The following is a 22969-nucleotide window of genomic DNA, read 5'->3' on the forward strand; positions in this document are numbered from 1 at the left end:
GTTTCTCCGGCCGGGGTCAGCGCTGGTAGCGGGCCAGCACCCGGTTTCCGTCGGCCACCAGTCGTTTCCGCAGCTCGTCGGTGTCGATCGCGCCGCTGTAGTACTCCTGGAGGGCGGGGGTGGCCACCTTGTCCTTCCACTCGGGGTAGCCGCGCACCGCCTGGGCGGGCGCCGGGCGCAGCCCCTGCGCGAGCGCGGTGCCGACGGACCAGCCGTGCTCGCTCCCCCGCAGCGACGGGTCGGCCAGGGCCTCCGTACCGGTGGGCAGCATCCAGTCGCCCCGGGCGAGGCGCACCATGTTCGGGGGGCGCAGCAGGAAGTCGATGAACGCGACGGCCTCCTTCTTGTGCGGGCTCTCCTCGGCGACCGACAGCGTCTGCGGGCTCACGCCCTGGACCGCGCCGCCCGCGCCCGCGGGCATCGGCAGAACCGTCCAGTCGAACCCCTTCGGGGCTTGCTGGATGATCTGCTGGCGGTAGGAGAAGCCGAGCGGGAGCATCGCGTACTTGCCGCCGAAGAACCCGGGCAGCGCGTCCGACCCGCCCATGCCCAGCGCGCCGCGGGCGGCGCTGCCGTCGGTGTTGACCTGGTCGCGGATGGTACCGGCCACCACGCCGTCGCCCGGCTCGAAGCGCAGGACCGCCTTGCCGTCGTCGTCACGGTGGAAGAGCTGTCCGCCGCCGGACAGGCCCAGGTTGAGGGTGACGGAGACCGGCTCCTTCAGCGGCCAGGCGACCCCGTACCGCCCCTTGCCCGTCAGCTCGTCGGTGACCTCCCGGAACTCCTCCCAGCTCCAGGGGCGCTCCGGGGTCGGAATCCGCGCACCCGACGCCTTCAGCAGCTTCGTGTTGGCGATCAGGACGCGGGGCTCCTGGAGGAAGGGCACCCCGTGGACGCCCTCCCCGAACGTGGTGGTGCGCCAGGACTGTTCGGGGATGTCGGCCTTGAGCCGCTCCGGGAGGAGGGGGCGCAGGTCGGCGAGGTAGCCCCCGTACGCGAAGTCGGCCAGGTCGTCGGAGGCGTCGTGGATGACGTCCGGGGCCTCGCCGCCCTCGAAGGAGGTGAGCAGCTGGTCGTGGACGCTGTCCCAGCTGCCCTGGACGTAGTCCACCTGGACGTCGGGGTGGGCCGCGTTCCACTCCTTCACCAGTTGCCTGTTGGCGTCGACGGACTCCTTCTGCCAGGCCAGCGACTGGAACCGGAGCCGGATCGTGCCGTCCGCGTCCCGCCCGTCGTCGCTGTCGCCCGAGCAGCCCGTGAGCAGCAGGGCGAATACGGCGACGGCGGCCGCCGCCCGCCGGGCCGCGGCGCGCATCAGTTCTTCACCGCCCCGGCCGTCATCCCGCCGGTGATCCGCCGCTGGATGAGGGCGAAGAGGACCAGGGAGGGGAGCGTGGCGAGGAAGGCGGCCGCGGCGAGCGGGCCGAGGTCGGCCACGCCCTCCGCGCCGAGGAAGTGGGTGAGGACGACCGGCAAGGTCTGCTTCTCCGGGGTCTTGAGCAGGACGAGCGCGAAGAAGAACTCGTTCCATGCGGTGATGAACGCGAACAGCGCGGTGGCGACGATCCCGGGGGCCAGCAGCGGGGCCACGACCGAGACGAGCGTCCGCACCCGGCCCGCCCCGTCGACGGCAGCGGCCTCCTCCAGCTCGGTCGGCACGGCCCGTACGTATCCGGCGAGCATCCACAGCGCGAAGGGCAGTGACCAGACGACGTAGACCATGATCAGCCCCCACAGGGTGTTGATCAGGTGCAGGTTCTTCAGGATCAGGAAGAGCGGGATGATCACCAGGACGAACGGGAACGCCTGGCTGACGACCACCCAGCCGGTCGCGGCGGTGGCGAGCCGTCCCCGGTGGCGGGCCATCACATAGGCCATCGGGGTGGCGATCACGACGGCGATCACGGCCGCGCCGACGGCGGCGATCAGCGAGTTGGCGGCGGCCTGGAGCAGCGGCTGCTCGTCGAAGGCCTGCCGGAAGTTGTCCAGGGTGGGCTGCTCGGGGATCCAGGTGGGGTGGAGCGAGCCCAGTTCACGGGCGGGTTTGAAGGCGGTCGAGATCAGCCACACGAACGGGAACGCGAGGAAGACCAGGTACGCCAGGAGCGCCAGGTACTGAGCGGCCCGCGCGGGCCTGCCGGTGCGCAGCCCGGTCGACTCCCGCCCCGCCGGTCCGCGCCTCGTGGGCCGGGCTCCCGTCGGCTCCCTCCCCACCGGTCCTCGCCTCATCGGTCCGCGCCTCATCGGTCCTCGCCTCCCCTGAGCCGGCCGACGAGGTGGACGGCGAGGAGCACGGAGATCACCGCGACCATCACGAAGCCCATCGCCGCGGCGTACCCGAACTGCCCGTACCGGAAGGCCTCCTCGTAGGCGAAGAGCATCGGCAGCCGAGTTCGGCCGCCGGGTCCGCCGCTGGTCAGGACGTAGACCAGGGCGAAGGAGTTGAAGTTCCAGATCAGGTTGAGCGCGGAGATCGCGAGCGCGATCGGTTTCAGCGCCGGCCAGGTGACGGTACGGAAACGGCGCCACGCGCCCGCTCCGTCCAGGGCGGCCGCCTCGTGGAGTTCGCGCGGGGTGTTCTGGAGTCCGGCGAGCAGGGCCACGGTGGTCTGGGGCATGCCCGCCCAGATGCCGACGAGGATCACGGCGGGCAGCGCGGTGGCGAGGCCCGTCAACCAGTCCCGGCCGTCGCCGAGTCCCAGGTCGCGGATGGTCTCGTTGAGGATGCCGGCGTCCGGGTTGTAGACGAGCCGCCACATGATGCCGACGACGACCTCGGGCATCGCCCAGGGGATGATCGCCAGCGCCCGGGCCAGCCAGCGCATCCGCAGGTTCTGGTTGAGCAGCAGGGCGAGGCCGAGCGCCAGGAGGAACTGCGGGACGGTGACGCCGACCGCCCAGAGCAGGCCGATGCGGAACGAGTCCCAGAAGAGGGTGTCGTGCAGCAGGTCCTGGAAGTTCAGGGTGCCGATCCACTGGGTGGAGCGGGTGCGACCGGACTGCGCGTCGGTGAAGGCGAGAGCGATGCCGTAGAGCAGCGGTCCGACGCTGAGGAGCAGGATCGGGATGAGCGCGGGCAGCACCAGGAACCAGGCGGCCCGGTCCCCGAACGCCTTGCGTTCCGGACGGCCCGGCCGTCCCGGACGGCCGGAGCCCCCCGCACGTCCGCCCCGCCCGCCCTGCCCGTCCGGTCCGTTGCGCCCGCTGTGCGGGTCGTCAGGTCCGGGCCGCTTCGTCGCGGTCACCGATGTCACGAAGTAGACCCCTTTGCCCCGTATCTCCCTGATGTGCCTGAGACGGACTTCATCCCGTTCCTCCTGCCCGGGAGGCCTCCGTCATCGTGCTGACGGGTCATCGGTTCGTCAAGGTGGCCTGCGGGGATGCAAAATCGCACCCATGGACGAGATGCGAGCGCGCGAGGTGCTGACGGCGGCCGGCGTTCCCGGCGCGGCTGAGTTGCTCGCGCTGGGCGAGAACGCGGTCTTCGCCGCCGGCGACCTGGTGATCAAGGTCGGCCGGGACGCCACCGGCCACCCCGAGCTGCGCGAGCGGGCGGAGCGGGAGGTGGCCCTCGCCGACTGGCTCGCCGCGTCCGGCGTCCCGGCCGTCCGCGCTGCCGAGCGCGGGCCGCGCCTGGTCGAGGGCCACCCCGTGACGCTGTGGCACCGGCTTCCCGACCCCGTACGCCCCGCCGAGCCGCGCGACCTCGCACCGCTGCTCTCCCTCGTGCACGCGCTGCCCGCCCCGGCCGACTTCACCCTGCCGCGCCGCGAGCTGCTGGGCGGCGTGGAGCGCTGGCTGAGCCTGGCGGGAGAAGCCATCGACCCGGCGGACGCCGACTACCTCCGCGAGCGCCGCGACGGCTTCGCGGCCGCGGCCGCCGAGCTCGTCCCGCATCTGCCGCCGGGACCGATCCACGGCGACGCGCTCCCGCGCAACGTCCACGTCGGGCCGGACGGCCCGGTCCTGGTCGACCTGGAGACGTTCTCCGCCGATCTGCGCGAGCACGATTTGGTCGTTCTCGCCCTCTCCCGCGACCGCTACGGCGTCGCCCCCGCCGCCTACGACGCCTTCACCTCCGCGTACGGCTGGGACGTCCGGGAGTGGGAGGGGTGCGCGGTGCTGCGCGGCGCCCGGGAGACGGCCAGCTGCGCCTGGGTCTCCCAGCACGCCCCGGCCAACCCGAAGGCGCTCGCCGAATTCCGCCGCCGGGTGGCATCGCTGCGCGAGGGGGACGCGGCCGTTCGGTGGTATCCGTTCTAGCGATCGACGACTTCCGTGGTGCCGGTTCCGGTTCCGGTCGGAGCGGCTACGGGGGGATCGGATGATGGACGGCGTAGCGGCTCAGGCCATCGTGGGCGACATCGTCGATCGGCTCGGCGTCCGGGTGAACGTCATGGACGATCACGGCGTCATCATCGCCAGCAGCGACCGGTCCAGGGTGGGCAGCCTGCACGAGGGCGCGCTGCGTGTGCTGCGGACGGGGCGGCTGTTCGCCGTCACCAGCGAAGAGGCCCATGCCCTGACGGGGACGCTCGCCGGAGTCAATCTGCCGTTGCGGCTCGGCGACGAGATCGTGGGCGTCGTCGGTGTGAGCGGCGACCCCGCGAGCGTGGGCGAGATCGCCCGGGCCATCGCGAGGATGGCCGAGCTCATGGTCGCTCAGCAGGCGTTCCTCGGAGAGGCCGGCTGGCGCCACCGCGTGCGGTTGCAGCTGATCGAGGACCTGCGCACCGGAGGTCTGACAGGACCGGGGGAACTTCGTCTGCCGAGCCGATGTCCCGCGAGTGGGGCGATTCCTACAGTGCTCTCACGGACCGTTCCTTTCCCGAGTGTTCCGTTTTCCACCCGAGGAGTCCCATGAGCACCGCAGGGCCGTCCCTGCTCGTCGCACTCGCGATAAGCATCGTCTTGATCGTCGTTCTGTGCGGCCGGTTCCGGCTGCACCCCTTCCTGGCCATCGTCATCGCCACGTACGGCTTCGGTCTCGCGGCGATGGGCATCGGCGCGGCGACCGGGGCGGACAAGCCCTTCGTCGACGACCTCGGAGCCACCATCGCCGAGGGGTTCGGCTCCATTCTGGCCGGCATCGGCCTGGTGATTCTCTTCGGGACGATCATCGGCAAGGTCCTGGAGCGCACGGGTGCGGCGGTCACCCTCGCCGAGGCCGTGCTCAAGGTCGTGGGCAAACGGCATCCGGCGCTCGCCATGTCGGTCATGGGCTGGGTCGTCTCCATTCCGGTGTTCTGCGACTCCGGCTATGTGGTGCTGTCCCCGCTCCAGCGGTCGATCGCGCGCAGGACCGGCAAGAACCCGGTCGTCCTGGGCACGGCGCTGGCCACCGGCCTGTACGCGTCGCACACCTTCGTACCGCCCACGCCGGGCCCCATCGCGGCGGCGGGGAATGTGGGCATCGGGTCGGACGGACTGGTGTGGGTCATCCTCTTCAGCATCCCGGTCTCGCTGGTCGCCGCGCTGGCCGGACTGGTCTGGGCCCTGCGTCGCACCCAGGACCTGCGGAGTTCGCTGCCCGACGTCGAGGAGTCCTTCGAGGAGTACAAGGAGCAGTTCGAGCGGCTTCCGGGGCTCGGCCGGGCGCTGGCTCCGATCCTCGTCCCGATCGTTCTGATGGCCACCGGCTCGGTCGCGGCCTTCCCCTCGGGTGACTCCACGCTCGTCGACGGCGCCCTCGGAGCTCTGCTCACGGACCTGGGCTCACCGGTGAACGCGCTGCTGATCGGTGTCGTCCTGGCACTCGCGCTGCTCCCGCCGCGGCGGGACGCCAAGGCGCTCACCACCTGGGTCGCCGAGGGCCTGGTCGACGCGGCGCCGATTCTCGTCATCACGGGGGCGGGCGGCGCGTTCGGCGCGGTGATCAAGGGGACTCCGCTGGCCGACTACATCGGCACCCTCATCGGGGACGGCTCGGCACTGAAGGGAGTGACCGCCCTCCTGGTGCTGTTCGGGATCGCGGCGCTCCTCAAGACCGCGCAGGGCAGCAGCACCGCCGCGCTCATCATCACCTCCACCCTCGCCCACCCGCTGCTGCCCACGCTGGGCCTGGACGGAACGCTCGGCTCGATCCCCGTCGGCCAGGTGATGGCGGTGCTGGCGATCGGCGCCGGCGCCATGGTGGTGAGCCATGTCAACGACTCGTACTTCTGGGTCGTCACCCAGTTCTCCGGAATGGACGTCAAGACCGCGTACCGGGCGCACACCGCCGCCACCCTGGTCCAGGGGCTCAGTGCGCTGGCCGCCGTGCTCGTGCTGGGCGCGGTGCTGCTCTGAGCGGCCGACGCCCTCCGGCGGCCTGCCTGCGGCACGGTGCCACGTATGCTTCCGCCGACTGTCCCGCACCATGCGAAACGGAGCCTTCCCATGCCCGTGGCCCACTCGACCGCAGTGACGTGGAGCCTCTCGGCCCTGGCCGCCGGAGCGCTGCTCGTCGGCTGCTCGGCCTCGGTCAGTGTGGGGAGTTCCGAGTCGAAGCTGTCCAAGGACAAGCTGTCCGCCACGGTCGCCAAGAAGCTCGCCGAGACGACGGGCCAGCAGGAACCGGACGTCACGTGCCCCGAGGACCTCGCCGGGAAGGTCGGCACCACGACCCGCTGTACCCTCACGGCGGGCGACGGCAGCACCCTGGGCGTGACGGCGACCGTTACCTCGGTCGACGGTGATCAGATCAACTTCGACATCGAGGCGGACGACACGGCCTCCCCCGCCGCCAACTGACGCGGAGGGGGTTTCCGGCCCGCCCGCCCCGGCTCAGCGGCCGCGGGGGATCACCGGCCAGGACGCCTCGACCACGGCCGTCGGGTCCGAGCGGCGCAGGTAGGCCTGGAGCGAGGCCGACTGCTCGGCGGCCGCCCGGATCTGAAGGGCGTGCAGTTCGGCGGGCGGCAGGGTGCCGACGGGGCGGTGCCGCTCTCCCATCCGGCGCACCACGCGTACGGCGGCCACCGCGTCGGCGCTCGCCTCGTGGGCTCCGTCGAGGGTGACCCCGTAGTGGTCGCACAGTGCTTGGAGGGCCCGCTTGCCCCTGCGGTACTTGTCGACGTGCTTGTCGATCACCAGCGGATCGATGACGGGCGAGGGTGCTCCGCCGACCCGCTCGTCGACCGACGGCAGCCCGTACCTGCGGCACTCGCGGTCCAGCAGCGAGAGGTCGTAGCGGGCGTTCATCACCACCAGCGGGACACCCGAGCGCAGCACCTCGGCGACCGCGTGGGCGATCTCCTCGACCGCCGGGGCGGCCCGCGACCCGTGCCTGCGGGCGTGGTCGGTGCCGATGCCGTGGATAGCGGAGGCCTGTTCGGGTATCGCCACCCCCGGGTCGAGCAGCCAGGTCCGCTGCTCGGCGACCGTCCCGTCCGCGTCCAGCCGGACCAGTGCGGCGGTGACGATGCGGTCGTTCTCGACGTCGGTCCCCGTCGTCTCCAGGTCGAAGCCGACCAGTGTTCCCCGGTGCCAGCTCATCCCGATACCTCCTTCGTGGTGCGCTCCCCCATGTGCTGACCACCTTCGCACGGGCCACTGACAGAGCCCCCGGGAGGTCTGCGGCACCACGGCCCGTCAGAAGACCGGGCGGGCCGGGGAGGAGAAGGAACCGGGCGGACCGTCGGGAGAACCGAACCGGGCGGACCCGTCGGAGACCGGCGGGAGCCGTGCGGCCCGCCGGCTCAGGAGACCGGCCGGGAGTCCGTCCAGACCGATTCGAACTCCTCGCGGTAGGTCTCGAACAGTCCGTGCTCGCTGTCCTGCCCCGCCCGCACCACCGTCCGCCGGCCCCCGCCGCGCAGCACCAGGACGGGCGCCTCCATGCCCCGGGCCCGCCGCAGATAGGGCTGGACGACGCCCACGGCGTCCGGGCCGTCGCCGTCCACCAGGTACGCGGTGAAGCGCGGGGTCTCGTCGAAGACCTGGATCTCGAACGCGCCCGGGTCACGGAGCTTGGAGCGCACCCGGCGCATGTGCAGGATGTTCATCTCCACCGAACGGCTCAGCTCACCCTTCTTGAGGCCGAGTTCCCGCTCCCGGCGGCGCACCGCGCTGCTCGCCGGGTTGATGAACAGCAGCCGGACCCGGCAGCCCGACTCGGCGAGCCGGACGAGCCGGCGGCCGGAGAAGTTCTGCACGAGCAGATTGAGTCCTATCCCGATGGCGTCGAGCCGCCGTGCCCCGCCGAAGAGGTCCTCGGCGGGCAGCTGGCGCTGGAGCCGGACCCGGTCGGGGTGGACGGAGACCACGTCCGCGTACCGGTCGCCGACCAGCTCTTCCACCGCGTCCACCGGCAGCCGGTCCGCCGATGGCACCCCCGCCCCGCTGCCGAGGATGTCCAGGAGCCGGGCGGAGGCGCGCTCCGCCTGGGCGAGGACCGCCTCGTTGAGCGCGCGGTTGCGGGAGACGACGTTGCGCGCGACCTCCAGCTCGTCCAGGGCCAGCTCGACGTCCCGCCGGTCGTCGAAGTACGGCTCGAAACAGGGCCAGTGCTGGACCATCAGCTCACGCAGCTGCGGCAGCGTCAGGAAGCTGAGGACGTTGTCGTCGGCCGGGTCCAGCAGGTAGCCCTTGCGCCGCGAGACCTCGCGTACGGCGACGGCGCGCTGCACCCACTCCTGCCCGGCCGGTCCGGCCGCGGCCACGACCCACTCCTCGCCGTGCACCGGCTCGTAGATCGGCCGGAGCACCGCGGCGACGACGGCCCGCAGACGTTGTTCGACCAGATTCAGCCAGATATACGCACGTCCGGCCCGCTGGGCCCGGGTGCGCACCTCGTTCCAGGCCTCCGAACCCCAGTCCAGCTCGGCGCCGATCTCCATGGGCTGCGCGAGGGACACCGCCCCGGGCGGGGCATCGGTCGATTCCCCCTCGTGACCTGCGTCACCTGGGGGCAGCTCGAACCCTCCCGAGCTCACCCGCGTACCGCCTTCCACTCCCCCACCCAACGATCAAGGAAGGGTACTCCGGGACCACGATCCGACACAGCCCGATGCGCAGGCGACTTTCTCAACTCCCCTGTGCGCACGGCTTGTTCCTTGCGGCGAGATCGGGTGGAGTGAGCTGATTCATAGTGATTCGGGCCCCTGCCCCGGGGCGGGAACCGGACGCCCACCGGGGGGCGGGGTCCGCAAGCGCGTCCGGGGCGGCACAGGAGTGTCCGAAGTTGACCGGTGCGGTCGGGATTCGGCGACGGGACCCGGCCGCACCGGACGACGTCCTAGGTGAGCACCGTGTTTTCGGGGAGTATTCGGGAAGTATCGGGCCGGGTAAAGCCGCCGCACCCGGATCAGGAGTGGGAAGAGTCTTCATCATGCAGGTCTGGCCGGGACACGCTTACCCCCTCGGCGCCACGTACGACGGCGCCGGCACCAACTTCGCGGTCTTCTCCGAGGCCGCCCACCGGATCGAACTGTGCCTGTTGCACGACGACGGTTCGGAGACGGCGGTGGAACTCCGCGAGACCGACGCCTTCGTGCGCCACGCCTATCTGCCCGGGGTGATGCCGGGGCAGCGGTACGGCTTCCGGGTGCACGGCCCCTACGAACCCCAGCGCGGTCAACGGTGCAACTCCGCGAAACTGCTGCTGGACCCGTACGCCCGCGCGGTGGCCGGGAAGATCCAGTGGGGCGAGGAGGTGTACGGCTATCCGTTCGGCAGGCCGGACGCCCGCAACGACCTCGACTCGGCCCCGCACACCATGAGCTCGGTGGTGGTCAACCCGTACTTCGACTGGGGCGACGACCGCCGCCCCCGGACGGACTACCACCGCACGGTGATCTACGAGGCCCATGTGAAGGGCCTGACGATGCTGCACCCGGGCCTCCCGCCCGAGCTGCGCGGAACGTACGCGGGGCTCGCCCACCCGGAGGTGATCGCCCATCTGACCGAACTGGGCGTCACCGCGATCGAGCTGATGCCCGTTCACCAGCTCGTGCAGGACCACCGGCTTTCGGACATGGGGCTCGCCAACTACTGGGGCTACAACACCATCGGCTTCTTCGCCCCGCACAACACGTACGCCTCCTGGGGCGACCGCGGCGAGCAGGTGCTGGAGTTCAAGCAGGCGGTGAAGGCACTGCACCAGGCGGGCATCGAGGTCATCCTCGACGTGGTCTACAACCACACGGCCGAGGGCAACCACCTCGGCCCGACGCTCTCCTTCCGCGGCCTCGACAACGCCTCCTACTACCGGCTCACCGACGACCAGCGCTACTACATGGACACCACGGGCACCGGGAACTCCCTGCTCATGCGGTCCCCGCACGTCCTCCAGATGATCATGGACTCGCTGCGGTACTGGGTGACCGAGATGCATGTGGACGGCTTCCGCTTCGACCTCGCGGCCACCCTCGCCCGGCAGTTCCACGAGGTGGACCGGCTCTCCTCGTTCTTCGACCTGGTGCAGCAGGACCCGGTGGTCAGCCAGGTGAAGCTGATCGCCGAACCGTGGGACGTCGGCGAGGGCGGCTACCAGGTGGGCAACTTCCCGCCGCTGTGGACCGAGTGGAACGGCAAGTACCGCGACACGGTCCGCGATCTGTGGCGGGGCGAGCCGCGCACCCTGGCGGAGTTCGCCGGGCGGCTCACCGGCTCCTCCGACCTCTACCAGGACGACGGCCGCCGCCCGCTCGCCTCGATCAACTTCACCACCTGCCACGACGGCTTCACCCTGCACGACCTCGTCTCGTACAACGACAAGCGCAACGACGCCAACGGGGAGGACAACCGGGACGGCGAGAGCCACAACCGTTCCTGGAACTGCGGCGCCGAGGGCGAGACCGACGATCCGGAGGTCCTGGAGCTGCGGGCCCGCCAGATGCGGAACTTCATCGCCACGCTGATGCTCTCGCAGGGCGTGCCGATGCTGAGCCACGGCGACGAGTTCGCCCGCACGCAGAACGGCAACAACAACGCCTACTGCCAGGACAACGAGCTGGCCTGGGTGCACTGGCCCGATCCGGACGAGAAGACGGACGCCCCCGCCTCGACGCTGCTGGAGTTCACCCGGTCCATGGTGTGGCTCCGCCGCGACCATCCCGTCTTCCGGCGGCGACGCTTCTTCCACGGACGGCCGGTGGAAGGCACCCACGACGAGCTCTCCGACATCGCCTGGTTCACCCCCGAGGGCGAGGAGATGACGCAGCGGGACTGGCAGGCGGCTCACGCCAAGGCGATGACCGTGTTCCTGAACGGACACGCGATCTCGGAGCCGGGGCCGCGCGGCGAGCGGATCTCCGACGACTCGTTCCTGCTGATGTTCAACGCGAGCGCCGAGACGCTGGAGTTCGCCGTCCCGGTCGGCCACGGGGAGCTGTGGCAGGTCGTCGTCGACACCGCGCGGCCGGAGGGGGTGGAGCCGGGGGCGGGGCCGAAGGTCGTCGAGGGCGAACGGGTCACGCTGATCGGGCGCAGCCTGACCGTGCTGAAGCGGCCCGCCTGAGGCCGGACGGGCGGGGAACGGGAGTGAGTGTTCCGCCCGGGGTGACACGGATCGCCCCGGGCGGGGTACGTAGGAGTCCATGACGCCCACCGCCACGTACCGGCTTCAGCTCCAGCCCGACTTCCCCTTCGCCGCCGCCGAGAAGGCCGTACCGTACCTCGCCGCGCTCGGCGTCTCGCACCTCCACCTGTCGCCCGTCCTGGAGGCGGTCCCCGGCTCCCCGCACGGCTACGACGTGGTCGACCACAGCCGGGTCCGGGCCGAGCTGGGCGGGGAGGAGGGGCTGCGCTCGCTCGCCTCGGCCGCTCGGGAACACGGGCTCGGCCTGGTCCTGGACATCGTGCCCAACCACATGGCGGCGGCGCCCCGGTACAACCGGCGGCTGTGGGACGTGCTGCGCGAGGGTCCGTCCTCCCCGTCCGCCCGTTGGTTCGACGTCGACTGGGCGGCGGGCGGGGACCGGGTGCTGCTGCCGGTGCTCGCCGGGCCGCTCGGCGGAGAGCTGGAGCACCTCACGGTGGACGGAGAGGTGCTGCGCTACGGCGAGCTGGAGTTCCCGTTGCGCGCCGGGACTGCGGGCCTTCCGCTGCCGGAGCTGCTGGACGCCCAGCACTACCGGCTCGGCTGGTGGCGCCTGGCCCGCACCGAGCTGAACTACCGGCGGTTCTTCACCGTCTCCGAGCTGATCGGGGTCCGCGTCGAACACCCGGAGGTCTTCGACGCCACGCACGCCAAGGTCCTCGAACTGCTCCGCGACGGGGTGCTCGACGGGCTGCGCGTCGACCATCCCGACGGCCTCGCCGCCCCCGCCGCCTATCTGGAGCGGCTGAACGAGGCCACCGGCGGCCGCTGGACGGTGGTGGAGAAGATCCTCACCGGCGACGAGCGGCTCCCGGCGGAGTGGGCGGTCGCCGGCACCACCGGGTACGACGCGCTGCACCGGATCGACGGGCTGTTCACCGACCCGTCCGGCGCGGCGGAGCTGCTCGGCCGTTACCGGGAGTTCGCGGGCCAGCCCGGCGACCGGGGCGGCGACTGGACGGCGACGGTGCGCCGGGCCGCGTACCGGGTGGCGACACATGAGCTGGCCGCCGAGACCGCGTGGCTGACCCGGCTCGCGGCCGGGATCTGCGACCGGGACCCCGCGCTGCGCGACCATGCGCCCTGGGCGCTGGAGACGGCGGTCCGGGAGCTGCTGGTGCGGACCCCGGTCTACCGCCCGTACGTCACGGCGGGCGAACCGCCGACGCGGATCGCCGAGGAGACGCTGACCGACGAGGCGGTACGGGACGCGAAGGCGGTGTTCTCCGTCCCGGAGGAGGCGACGGCCGTGGACGTCGTACGGGATCTGGCGCTCGGGCGGCTCGGCGGCGGGGAGGAACGGGCGGCGTTCTGCGCCCGGTTCGCGCAGACCGCGTCCGCGCTGCACGCCAAGTCGGTGGAGGACACGGCGTTCTACCGGTACGTCCCGCTGATCTCGGCCACCGAGGTGGGCGGGGACCCGGGGCGGCCCGCGGTGTCGCCGGAGGAGTTCCACGCCTTCGCGGCCCGGATCGCGCGCGACTGGCCCGCCACCGGCACGGTCCTGACCACGCACGACACCAAGCGGAGCGCGGACGTACGGGCCCGGATCGCGGTGCTGACCCAGTGCCCGGAGCGGTGGGCGGCGCTGGTGGCGGAGCTGTCGGCGGCGACCGCGGTGGCGGCCCCGGACCCACAACTGGCCTGGGCTGCCTGGCAGTCGGCGTACGGCTGCGCGGAGCTGCCGGCCGAGGAGCTGTCCGAGCGGCTGGGACCGGCGTTGTTGAAGGCGGTGCGGGAGGCGGGCCTGTTCACCAGTTGGACGGAGCCGGATCCGGTGTACGAGCGGGCGGTGGCGGACTTCGTCGCCGCCGGCCCGGGCAACGGGTCGGGCGTGGCCCGGACGCTGATCGCCGCGTTCGCGGACGCGCTCGCCCCGCAGGTGCGGGCCCAGGTGCTGGGGGCGGCGCTGGTGCAGCTGACGATGCCGGGGGTGCCGGATCTCTACCAGGGCACGGAGTGCGAGTACCTGGCCCTGGTCGACCCGGACAACCGGCGGCCGTTCCGGCGGCCGGAGGCCGGGGGCGAGAAGCAGGCGCTGACGGCGGTCGCGCTGGGGCTGCGGCGGGAGCTGCCGGAGGTGTTCGGGGAGTCGGGGACGTACGCGCCGCTGACGGCCCGGGGCCCGGCCGCCCCGCACCTGGTGTCCTTCTGCCGGTCGGGCGAGGTGGTCACGGCGGTGACGCGGTTGTCGCTGCGGCTGGCCGAGGACGGGGGCTGGCGGGACACGGTGCTGGAACTGCCGGGCGGAGGCCCCTGGCGGGACCTGCTGTCGGCCTCGCCGGGCCGGGAGTTCACGGGCGGCGCGGTGGCGGCGGCCGAGCTGTTCGCCGAGCGGCCGGTGGCGCTGCTGCGGCGGGTGCGGGACTGACGGGCGGGGCCGAGACCGTCAGGACGGGCGGACGAGGAGGGTGCGCGGACCGCGGGTGAGCAGGCCGCCCGCCGCCGGGCGGAAACCGTCGGCCCAGCGGATGCCGGGCATCGCCGTCAGCAGGGCGCGCAGGCCGTGTTCCGCCTCCAGTCCGCCGAGGAGCGCCGCGGGGCAGCCGGCCGGGCCGATGAGCAGCGGGTCGGCGTCGGCGCGCAGCGGGTCGAAGCGGTCGGGCGCGCCGAACCGGGCGGGGTCGCGGCCCGCCGCGCCGATGAGGCAGGCGACGGGTGCGTCGGCGGGGAGCGTGCCGCCACTGACGGCCACCTCGGTACGGGTGCGGCGCAGCACGATCTGGACGGGTGGGTCGCGGCGCAGCGTCTCGGCCCAGGCCCGCCCGAGCAGTGTGGCGGCCCCTTCGCCTGCCGTCACGGCGGACAGCAGGTCGGGGTGGTCGAGCATGTTGGCGAGGAACGAGGCGAGTGCGTGCTCGCGGAGGGCGGTGGGTCCGGCGCAGTCATCGGGTCCGCCGCCGGTCCGCCGGTGGGGGGCGCCCCGGGGCAGGGTGTTCAGGTCCGGGTAGGAGAGCCCGGCCGCCGCGGCGGCGGCGCCGGCGGGCAGCCAGCGGCAGAAGTCGGCGACCAGGTCCGCCCGGTCGCGCCCGGCGATCCGGCGGGCCAGGACGTAGGCGGTCCGCTCGACGGCGGGTTCGGCGGCGCGGTGGGGCACGGCCGACGGGACGCAGACCAGGCTGCCCCGGCAGAGGCCGAGCGGGACGGGGGCCAACCCGCGCGGGGCCCCGTCGTGCGGGTAGCCGGTGAACCGGGGGTCGGTGAGGGCCAGGGCCACATCCGCGTACCGGCTCAGCAGCCAGGCGCCGAGGCCCGGGTCGTAGCCGAGGGGGTAGTCGGTGCGCAGCAGACGGTAGAGGCGCAGCCGGTACGGGTCCGTGGTGGCCCCGGGCGCCAGCAGGCCCGGCTGTCCGCCCGCGAGCCGGTGTGGGCGGCGGGCGGCGGGCAGGGCGTCGGGGCGGTCGGGCATCCCGTGCCCCCTGAAGTCGGTGCGCCGGCGGTCGGCGCGCGCCCTCCCAGCGGACCACCGCCGGGGGCGTACCGCAGTCGGCGTACGGCCGTTCGGGTGAGAAAGTTGCGGGGCCAGGGTCTGTCGTCAAACTCCCGTCGTCGCCCGGAGGGCGGTGCAGGCCGCAGTCCGACGACGGGTCCCGGGCGGGCGGATCCCGGCGGTGGGGAGGGAGCCGAGCAGTTCCGTGAAGGCCGCCGCCGCCCCGGTCAGCGCCACCCGGGAGAAGACTCCCATGGGTCGCAGCCAGGGCGGGTCGACGCCGAGCACCGCGCACTCCTCGCCGATCGCGCTCCGGACGAGGTGGGCGGCGGCCGTGGCCACACCGACGCCGGCCGCCGCCATCCGGACGGCTGTGGAGGTGTGCTCGGTCCACACCGCCGTACGGGGCGCGAAGCCCGCCGCCTCGCAGACCCCTTCCAGGAAGGGGCGGCCGTCGATGATCGGCTCCATGGCGCACCGCACCCAGAACCGGTCGGCGAGCTCGTGGAGGGCGACCGAGGGACGCCCGGCCAGCGGGTCGTCGAACGGGACGACGAGGACGATCTCCTCCTCCCCCACCGGGACGACGGGGCCGGTCCAGCGCGCCGGCAGCGGTCCGACGGCCAGGTCGGCGACGCCGCGCTCCACCTCGTCCTCCAGCGCCTCGGTGGTCGCGTACTCGTGGAGGACGAGGCGCACGCCAGGATGGGCACGCCGCCAGTGGGCGAAGACGTCGGGGAGGATGCCGACGGCCACCGAGTGCACGGTGGCGATGTGCAGTTCGCCGCCCTCCGCCCCGGCGGCGGCGCGGGCCGCGCGGCGGGCCTGGGCGGCGCTGCGGACGGAGCGTTCGGCGTGCGGCAGGAAGGCCCGGCCCATCGGGGTGAGCAGGACGCCGCGCGGCAGCCGTTCCAGCAGCTCGCCCCCGACGGTCCTCTCCAGCGCCTTGATCTGGTGGGAGAGGGCGGGCTGGGTGACGTGGAGCCGCTCGGCGGCGCGGGTGAAGGAGGACTCCTCGACCACCGCGACGAAGTACTCCATCTGACGCAGACTCATGCACCGCACCTTTCCGGGGACTTCACGCATCCCGTCCCATGAACGTTGTGCATCGACTCCACACGCATTCTGCCTTGGACGCATGACCGGGGCGGGGGCGAGGGTGGGACCCATGACGCTGACGAACGCGGAGAAGATCGACAAGAGCGGGAGCACCACGGACGTACTGGTCATCGGCGGCGGGACCGGCGGCTATGCGACGGCGTTGCGCGCGGCGGCCCTGGGGATGAGCGTCGTGCTCGCCGAGCGGGACGCGGTCGGCGGCACCTGTCTGCACCGCGGCTGCATTCCGAGCAAGGCGATGCTACACGCCGCCGAACTCGTCGACGGCATCGCCGAGGCCCGGGAGCGGTGGGGGGTGAAGGCGACGCTCGACGCGGTGGACTGGCCCGCCCTGGTGGCGACCCGGGACGACATCGTGGCCCGCAACCACCGCGGGGTCGAGGCGCAACTCGCGCGGGCCGGGGTCGAGGTGGTGCGTGGCAGCGCCGAGCTGACGGGCCCGCGCTCGGCACGGATCGACGGCTACGGCGAGGTCGTGGCACGGCGGGGCGTGGTGCTGGCGACCGGGTCGCGGCCCCGGATGCTGCCGGGGCCGGCGGTGGACGGGCGGCGGGTGGTGACGAGCGACGACGCGCTGTTCGCGCCGGGGTTGCCCGGGTCCGTGCTGGTGGTCGGGGGCGGGGCGATCGGCGTGGAGTACGCCTCGTTCCACCGGTCGATGGGGGCCGAGGTCACCCTGGTGGAGGCCGCGGACCGGCTGGTCCCGCTGGAGGACGCGGAGGTGTCGCGGCACCTGCTGCGGGGGCTGCGGAAGCGGGGCGTCCGGGTGGAGGCGGGGGCGCGGCTGCTGGAGTGGGCGGTGGTGGAGGAGGGGGTGCGGGCCGCCGTGCGGACCTCCCGGGGCGAGAGCGTCACGGTGGCGGCCGAGCGGCTGCTGGTCGCGGTGGGCCGGGAGCCGATGACGGAGGGGCTGGGGCTCGCGGCGGCGGGGCTGGCCACGGACGGGCGGGGCCATGTGGCGCCCGCCGACTGGTCGCGGCTGGAGACGGCGGTGCCGGGCATCCACGTGGTGGGCGACCTGCTGCCGCCGCCGTCGCCCGGACTGGCCCACGCCTCGTTCGCCGAGGGGCTGTTGGTGGCGGAGACACTGGCCGGGCTGCGTACCTCCCCGATCGACTACGCCACCGTTCCCCGGGTCACGTACTCCTCGCCGCAGACGGCCGCGGTGGGGCTGACCGAGGCGCAGGCCCGGGACGCGGGGCACGACGTGGTGGTGAACGCCCTGCCGCTGACCGCCGTCGCCAAGGGCATGGTGCACGGCAGGGGTGGTCTGGTGAAGGTGGTGGCGGAGCGGGCGGGCCGGGTGCTGGGCGTGCATCTGGTCGGCCCGCACGTCTCGGAGATGATCGCGGAGAGTCAGCTCGTGGTCGGCTGGGACGCCGAGCCCGCCGATGTCGCCCACCACGTCCATCCGCATCCGACGCTCTCGGAGGCGGTCGGCGAGGCGTTTCTGACGCTGGCCGGGCGCGGGCTGCACCAGCAGCACTGACCCGGGGGGTCAGGCGGGCGGGTGGCCGGGGTGGGGCGGTGGCGGCTCGGGCGGGTGGGCGGACGGCCGGGGCACGGGCGGCGGAAGCTCGGGCGGCTGCGCGGACGAGCGGGGCACGGGCGGCGGAAGCTCGGGCGGACGGGGGGCCGGCGCGGTGAGGCGGAAGCTCATCCGGCCGAAGCTCACCTGGTCCCCGTCCCGCACCGGGATGGAGCCGACGAGCCGCTGGCCGTTGACGCAGGTGCCGTTGGTGGAGCCGAGGTCGCGCAGCACCCAGCGGCCGTTCCGCGCGGAGAGTTCGGCGTGCAGCCGGGAGACCGTCTCGTGGTTGAGGCGCAGTCCGTTGGCCGGGTCGCGGCCGATCAGCAGCGGGTACGGGCCGGGGGCGGGGAGCAGCAGCTTGGGGAGCCTTTCGGTCTGCCACGCGCGGCGCAGCCGCCCGGGGAAGGCGGAGATCCCGCCCACCGCGCGGACCAGTCCCTGGGACCAGCCGCCGCCGGCTTCCAGGTCGGAGGTCAGGGCCGCGAGCTCCTCCGGGCGCCGGGCCACCAGGGCGAGCTCCATGCGCCGCATGAAGGTGTCGTGCGACAGCTTGCCCTGTGCCGCGCCGTCTCTGAGCACGCCGAGGACACGGTCGCGCTGGGCGTCCGACAGCCGCGCGGGACTCGTGTGGAACTCGAAGGAGGACGTCACGTCGACGATTGTCGGGCCGATGGGCCCGGGGTGTCCAGGTGAGGCCGAGTTTCCTCCCGCGCTGACCTGCGTCGCTCCCGGCGGGGCCTCTTGCCGGGGGTCTGCCGCTCATCCACCACGAGGAGACTCTGTGACCTCTGCTCCACCCCGGTTGACGGCCCGTCCGCTGTCCGGGCCCGACGAACTCGACCTGTTCCGCGGCCTTTCGCATGTTCTCGACCATGAGCTGGCCGACGACCTCGCCACCGGGCGCCGCGTCCCGGCGTGGATGTGGGTCGCCCTGGACGGGGAGCGGGTCGTCGCCAGGGCGGCCTGGTGCGACGCGGCGGGCAACAAGCCGCTGGCGCTGGACTTCTTCGACCTGGACGACACCCTCCCGGTCCCGGAGCGTGTCGCGATCGGCGTCCGGCTGCTGGAGACGGCGACGGCGGCCGTGCTGCCCGCTGGTGCGGAGCGGCCCGAGTACGGGCGGTTCGTGCCGCCGGACTGGCACGAGGACCCGGTCGCCCGGGACGTCGTGGAAGCGCGGATCCGGGTGATGGAGGAGACCGGGGCCCGGATGCTGGTGGAGCGGCTGCGGCTGGAGTGGCGGGCCGGTACGCCGGCGCCCGAGGACTCCGGCCGGCTGGTGATCCGTCCGGTCGCCGGTCGGCTTCGTCGTCCCCGCGCGCAACAACTACAACCCGATCATCGCCTACATCGGGGTGCTGCCCGCCCGGCGCGGGCACGGCTACATCGACGACCTCCTCGCCGAGGGCACCCGGGTGCTGGCGGCCGAGGACGTGGACCGGATCCGGGCGGCGACGGACCTCGGCAACGTGCCGATGGCGAAGTCCTTCGAGCGTCTCGGGTACGTCAACTTCGAGCGGGCGTTCACCATGGTGTGGGACAACCCCCGCTGAGCCCCACCGCTGCTCCGCCCGTTAATCCGTTGGACGGCGGGCGCGGGGGCGGCTACGGTCGGCACCGACATCGGAACCGGTCGTGGAAGGAGGCGGGACACGTGCGCAGGAACATCCGCACCACCATCCGCAGTACGTCACTTTCGCGCTCCCGTCCCGTCCGCCGGACGGTGTCGGACCTCGTCTGACCGGGAGCGCGGCAATCCGTCCCGGAGGACATTCCATGACCGATCCGGTCATCCGCGCGCTCACCCCGAGCGACGCCGCACTTTTCACCACGTTCGAGGACAGCCCCTTCGTCGGCCGGGCCGCCTTCGGCCACGCGTACACCTCGACGGTCGACGGCGGCGAGTACCGCCCCGACTGGTCCTGGGTCGCCCTGCGCGACGACACCGTGATCGCGAGGGCCGCCTGGTGGGGCGGGCCCGAGGACACCGAGCCCGTCGTGCTCAACTGGTTCGACTTCGCGGACGGGGAGGCGGAGGCGGGCGCCGAACTCCTGCGCCGCGCCCCGTTCGACAAGGAGTACGAGGTCATCGCACCCGCCGGGTGGCGGGACGACCCGGCGGTGCGGGCCGCGGTCGAGGCGCGGGTCGCCGCCGCGACGGCGGTCGGCATGAAGCCGCTGGTCGAGCGCTACCGCTATCGGTGGACCCCCGACCGCCCGCTGCCGGAGCGGACCGGGCGGCTCACCTTCCGCCCCGAGCCGGACGACGCGGTCGTCCTCGATGTGCTGCGCCGCGTGCACTCGGCCACGCTGGACGCCCACGCCCGCAAGGCCATCGAGGGCCCCGGCGGTCTGGCGGCGGCGGCCCAGGAGGAGTTGGACTTCTTCCACTGGTGCCCCTCGCCGCGGGAGTGGTTGCGGCTGGCCTACACGCCGGACGGCGAGGTGGCGGGCATCCAGGTGCCCGCGCACAACCCGTCGGGGCCCTGCGTCGGCTTCATCGGGGTCGTCCCCGAGGCGCGCGGGCACGGCTACGGCTACGACCTGCTGGTGGAGTGCACGCGCTTCCTGGTCGAGCAGGGCGCCGAGTTCGTCGCGGGCGCGACGGACCAGGGGAACGTGCCGATGGCCGCCGCGTTCGCCCGCGCCGGGTACCCGGTCATCCAGGAGTGGGTCCACCTGGCGTGAGCGCCCCCGCCTCCTCGGCCAGCCACTCCAGGCGGAGGAGCTGCTCGGCGGGGATCGTCGCGTCCTCTCCGCGCGGCCCCACGTTGAGCAGGACGTTCCCGCCGTCGGCCGCCGTGTCGCGGACCAGTGAGGTGAGGGCTTCGCGGCCGATGAAGGCGTCGGCCCCCGAGGCCCGGTTGTAGCCGAAGCTGTGGTCGACGCCCCGGGTGATCTCGTACGGGTCGGAGCCCTCGTAGCGGGCGTACTCCGGGGTGCGGAAGTCGAAGACGGGCGGTGTGCGCGGGACAAAACCCTCGCCCTGCGCCACCGTCCGGCGGTCCCACCAGTTGTACAGCGCCTTCGCGCCGGGCAGGTTCAGGCCCCGCCAGTGCGGGGCGTAGGGCAGCAGCCGGTCGTTGACGACGCCGTGCGGGACGGTGAAGCGGTAGAAGTCGACCAGGGAGCGGATCTCGTCGGCGGAGGCGGGCCAGGCTATGTCGTTCCAGAGGATGTCGGGCCGGTAGCGGCGGATCAGCTCCCGCAGCTGGGCGTCGGCGTAGGCGGGGTAGCTCCCGCGCGGGACGGCGGAGAACATGTCGGCGGCGGTGCCGATGGGCCGGTCGTCGAAGGTCCAGTCGAGCCCGCCGGAGTAGTAGACGCCGAAGCGCAGGCCCTCGGCCCGTACGGCTTCGGCGAACTCGCCCACCACGTCCCGGGTGGTGTGCCAGCCGGCGCGGTGCGGGTTCTGCGTCTCCGAGGGCCAGAGGCAGAACCCGTCGTGGTGCTTGGTCACCAGGACCGCGTAGCCGGCGCCCGCCTCGCGGAAGGCGCGGGCCCAGGCCGCCGGGTCCCAGCCGGCGAGCCCGTCCTCGAAGTCGCGGCCGAACTCCGTGTAGGGGCGCTTCCCATAGGTGGCGCGGTGGTGGGCGGCGACCGGGGAGCCGGGGAAGCGGAGCGCGTTCTCGTACCACTCGGCGTACGAGGTCCAGCCCAGCGGGGCACGCCGGCCCGCCGCCGGGAGTTCGGCGGCGGGGACGTGGGGCGGGGCCCAGCCGGGAACGGATGCGGGTGTCCAGTGGACGAAGATCCCCAGTTGGGCCCGGGACCACCATGAAGCGACCATGGCGGGAGTATTGATCATTCATGGGGAGCCGCGAAAGCCCCCTCGACCGCCGGATTCCGCTTCTGCGCCGTCTGCGCCTTCTGTGCGCGGATCAGGTCGCGGTACCAGGCGTAGGACCGCTTGGGCGTACGGGTCAGGGTCTCGTAGTCGATGTGGACCAGGCCGAACCGCTGCGAGGCGCCCTCGGTCCACTCCACGTTGTCGGTGAGCGACCAGGTGAAGTAGCCGCGCACGTCCACCCCGGCGTCCATCGCCGCGCGCAGGGCCCTCAGGTGGCTCTCCAGGTAGGCGATGCGGCGGTCGTCCGCGTGGGGCTCCTCCAGGGCGCAGCCGTTCTCGGTGATGTACAGCGGCGGGAGGCGGTCGCCGTAGCGGGTGTGGAGCGCGGTGACGATCTCGGTCAGCCCCTCGGGGACGACGGGCCAGCCGAAGTCGGTCTTCTCGTACCCTTCGATCTCCCGTATACCGAAGGGGAGTTCCGCGGGCATCGTGAAGCCGGAGAAGGTGGCCGGCGCCTCCGGCCCGGGTGCTCCGACGAGGGTGGGGTTGTAGTAGTTCACGCCGTACCAGTCGAGCGGGGTGGAGATGACCTTGAGGTCGTCGGCGACCGGGCCCGGCATCAGGGCGGCTAGGTTCTCGTCCGGGTAGCGGCCGGTGAGGACCGGGTCGGCGAAGAGCCAGTTGGTGAGCGTGTCGTACAGCTCCGCGCCGAGGCGGTCCTCGTCGGTGTCACCCGCCGTCCAGACGGGGGCGTGCGAGAGTGCGGCGCCGATGTTGTCCGCGCCGGCCGCGCGCAGGGCGCGGACCGCGAGGCCGTGGGCGAGGAGCTGGTGATGGGCGGCGGGCAGGGCGTCGAAGAGGAGGGTGCGGCCGGGGGCGTGCTCGCCCAGCGCGTAGCCGAGGAGCGTGACCTCGGCGGGCTCGTTGACCGTGATCCACATGGGGACGCGGTCGGCGAGGCGTTCGGCGACGATGCCCGCGTACTCGGCGAAGCGGTAGGCGGTGTCCCGGTCGAGCCAGCCGCCCGCCTCCTCGAGCGGGAGCGGGGTGTCCCAGTGGTAGAGGGTCGGGGCGGGGGTGATGCCGTGGGCGCAGAGCTCGTCGACGAGCCGGTCGTAGAAGTCGAGCCCGTCGGCGTTGACGGCTCCGCTGCCGCCGGGCACCACGCGCGGCCAGCTGACGGAGAACCGGAAGGCGTCGGCGCCGAGCCCGGCCAGCAGGGCGACGTCCTCGCGGTAGCGGGCGTGGAAGCCCGTGCCCCGGGTGGTGTCGGTGCCGTCCTTGATCCGCCCGGGCAGCGCGGCGAAGGCGTCCCAGCCGGAGGGGCCCTTGCCGTCCGCGTCCACCGCCCCCTCGGTCTGGAAGGCGGAGGCGGAGGCTCCCCAGAGGAAGCCGGGAGGGAACATCGGCAGGGTCATCGCGGCCTCCAGCAGCCATACGCATGAACGAAACCAGTGCGTGTCAGCAGAACCAGTACGTGTGAGCGGAATCCGTATGAGCGGGCGCCTCGCCGGGCAATGATCAGGACCAGACCTTAATCGCCGGTGGCGGGCGGCAACAGAGCCTGTCGCGTGGATC

The 22969-nt window shown here is 72.9% G+C and carries 18 protein-coding genes and 1 pseudogene; 9 read left to right on the forward strand and 10 right to left on the reverse strand.

Annotated elements, in window-relative coordinates; all coding sequences use genetic code 11:
• Positions 1 to 16 precede the first annotated feature (16 nt).
• Genes ACH4RG_RS28190 through ACH4RG_RS28200 form a run of 3 tightly spaced genes read right to left on the reverse strand, consistent with a single transcriptional unit; the run spans position 17 to position 3254 of the window.
• A complete protein-coding gene (locus ACH4RG_RS28190) occupies positions 17 to 1315 on the reverse strand; it encodes an ABC transporter substrate-binding protein (protein WP_397930975.1) in 1299 nt (432 codons plus the stop codon).
• A complete protein-coding gene (locus ACH4RG_RS28195; RefSeq protein WP_397922148.1) occupies positions 1315 to 2229 on the reverse strand; it encodes a carbohydrate ABC transporter permease in 915 nt (304 codons plus the stop codon). Before ACH4RG_RS28195 ends, ACH4RG_RS28190 begins: the two co-directional genes overlap by 1 nt.
• Before the next feature lie 11 nt (positions 2230 to 2240).
• A complete protein-coding gene (locus ACH4RG_RS28200) occupies positions 2241 to 3254 on the reverse strand; it encodes a carbohydrate ABC transporter permease (protein ID WP_397922146.1) in 1014 nt (337 codons plus the stop codon).
• Between the two features lie 142 nt (positions 3255 to 3396).
• On the opposite strand from ACH4RG_RS28200, the gene ACH4RG_RS28205 reads away from it, so the two are divergent.
• The 4 genes from ACH4RG_RS28205 to ACH4RG_RS28220 all read left to right on the forward strand — a co-directional run bounded on the left by ACH4RG_RS28205 (position 3397) and on the right by ACH4RG_RS28220 (position 6732).
• Entirely contained in the window at positions 3397 to 4263 is an 867-nt protein-coding gene (locus ACH4RG_RS28205) for a phosphotransferase enzyme family protein (RefSeq protein WP_398540440.1), read from the forward strand.
• Between the two features lie 61 nt (positions 4264 to 4324).
• Positions 4325 to 4864 (forward strand): sugar diacid recognition domain-containing protein, encoded by a 540-nt coding sequence (locus tag ACH4RG_RS28210; RefSeq protein WP_398540441.1) that lies wholly within the window; start codon positions 4325 to 4327, stop codon positions 4862 to 4864.
• Positions 4861 to 6288, forward strand: coding sequence for a GntP family permease (locus ACH4RG_RS28215; protein ID WP_397922140.1), 1428 nt, complete (start codon positions 4861 to 4863; stop codon positions 6286 to 6288). The genes ACH4RG_RS28210 and ACH4RG_RS28215 overlap by 4 nt, the downstream gene beginning before the upstream one ends.
• 90 nt (positions 6289 to 6378) lie before the next feature.
• Positions 6379 to 6732, forward strand: coding sequence for a DUF4333 domain-containing protein (locus tag ACH4RG_RS28220; RefSeq protein ID WP_397922138.1), 354 nt, complete (start codon positions 6379 to 6381; stop codon positions 6730 to 6732).
• Between the two features lie 33 nt (positions 6733 to 6765).
• On the opposite strand, the gene ACH4RG_RS28225 is transcribed toward ACH4RG_RS28220, so the two are convergent.
• Entirely contained in the window at positions 6766 to 7476 is a 711-nt protein-coding gene (locus tag ACH4RG_RS28225) for a 3'-5' exonuclease (RefSeq protein WP_397930968.1), read from the reverse strand.
• Between the two features lie 203 nt (positions 7477 to 7679).
• Entirely contained in the window at positions 7680 to 8915 is a 1236-nt protein-coding gene (locus ACH4RG_RS28230) for an SAV2148 family HEPN domain-containing protein (protein WP_032790987.1), read from the reverse strand.
• Between the two features lie 395 nt (positions 8916 to 9310).
• On the opposite strand from ACH4RG_RS28230, the gene glgX reads away from it, so the two are divergent.
• Both glgX and treY read left to right on the forward strand, forming a co-directional pair.
• Entirely contained in the window at positions 9311 to 11440 is a 2130-nt protein-coding gene (glgX, locus tag ACH4RG_RS28235; RefSeq protein WP_398540442.1) for a glycogen debranching protein GlgX, read from the forward strand.
• Positions 11441 to 11519: 79 nt separating this feature from the next.
• The gene (treY, locus tag ACH4RG_RS28240; protein WP_398540443.1) at positions 11520 to 13892 is read left to right on the forward strand and encodes a malto-oligosyltrehalose synthase; all 2373 of its coding nucleotides are present in this window, start codon (positions 11520 to 11522) and stop codon (positions 13890 to 13892) included.
• A gap of 18 nt (positions 13893 to 13910) precedes the next feature.
• Here treY and ACH4RG_RS28245 read toward each other — a convergent pair whose 3' ends face one another.
• Positions 13911 to 14930: a cytochrome P450 gene (locus ACH4RG_RS28245; RefSeq protein ID WP_397922129.1), complete on the reverse strand. Its 1020-nt coding sequence runs from the start codon at positions 14928 to 14930 to the stop codon at positions 13911 to 13913.
• Positions 14931 to 15056: 126 nt separating this feature from the next.
• A complete protein-coding gene (locus tag ACH4RG_RS28250) occupies positions 15057 to 16007 on the reverse strand; it encodes a LysR family transcriptional regulator (protein WP_397922127.1) in 951 nt (316 codons plus the stop codon).
• 112 nt (positions 16008 to 16119) lie between these two features.
• Between ACH4RG_RS28250 and lpdA the strand changes: the two genes are divergently transcribed.
• The gene (gene lpdA, locus ACH4RG_RS28255) at positions 16120 to 17559 is read left to right on the forward strand and encodes a dihydrolipoyl dehydrogenase (RefSeq protein WP_398540444.1); all 1440 of its coding nucleotides are present in this window, start codon (positions 16120 to 16122) and stop codon (positions 17557 to 17559) included.
• 9 nt (positions 17560 to 17568) lie between these two features.
• Here the strand turns inward: lpdA and ACH4RG_RS28260 are convergent, their stop codons facing one another.
• Positions 17569 to 18252: a DUF1707 and FHA domain-containing protein gene (locus ACH4RG_RS28260; RefSeq protein ID WP_397922123.1), complete on the reverse strand. Its 684-nt coding sequence runs from the start codon at positions 18250 to 18252 to the stop codon at positions 17569 to 17571.
• Positions 18253 to 18382: 130 nt separating this feature from the next.
• Here ACH4RG_RS28260 and ACH4RG_RS28265 point away from each other — a divergent pair.
• Both ACH4RG_RS28265 and ACH4RG_RS28270 read left to right on the forward strand, forming a co-directional pair.
• Positions 18383 to 19154: pseudogene (locus ACH4RG_RS28265) on the forward strand (GNAT family N-acetyltransferase).
• A gap of 223 nt (positions 19155 to 19377) precedes the next feature.
• Complete coding sequence (locus ACH4RG_RS28270; RefSeq protein WP_398540445.1) at positions 19378 to 20289, forward strand: GNAT family N-acetyltransferase; 912 nt, start codon at positions 19378 to 19380, stop codon at positions 20287 to 20289.
• Here the strand turns inward: ACH4RG_RS28270 and ACH4RG_RS28275 are convergent.
• Positions 20261 to 21391 carry an alpha-L-fucosidase gene (locus ACH4RG_RS28275; protein ID WP_397922119.1) on the reverse strand — a complete coding sequence of 377 codons (1131 nt, stop codon included), beginning with the start codon at positions 21389 to 21391 and terminating at the stop codon, positions 20261 to 20263. The genes ACH4RG_RS28270 and ACH4RG_RS28275 overlap by 29 nt on opposite strands.
• Before the next feature lie 14 nt (positions 21392 to 21405).
• Positions 21406 to 22809, reverse strand: a complete 1404-nt coding sequence (locus ACH4RG_RS28280; protein ID WP_398540446.1) for a GH1 family beta-glucosidase — start codon at positions 22807 to 22809, stop codon at positions 21406 to 21408.
• Positions 22810 to 22969 lie beyond the last annotated feature (160 nt).

Source organism: Streptomyces sp. NPDC021019, from assembly GCF_044333295.1.
GTDB lineage: Bacteria > Actinomycetota > Actinomycetes > Streptomycetales > Streptomycetaceae > Streptomyces.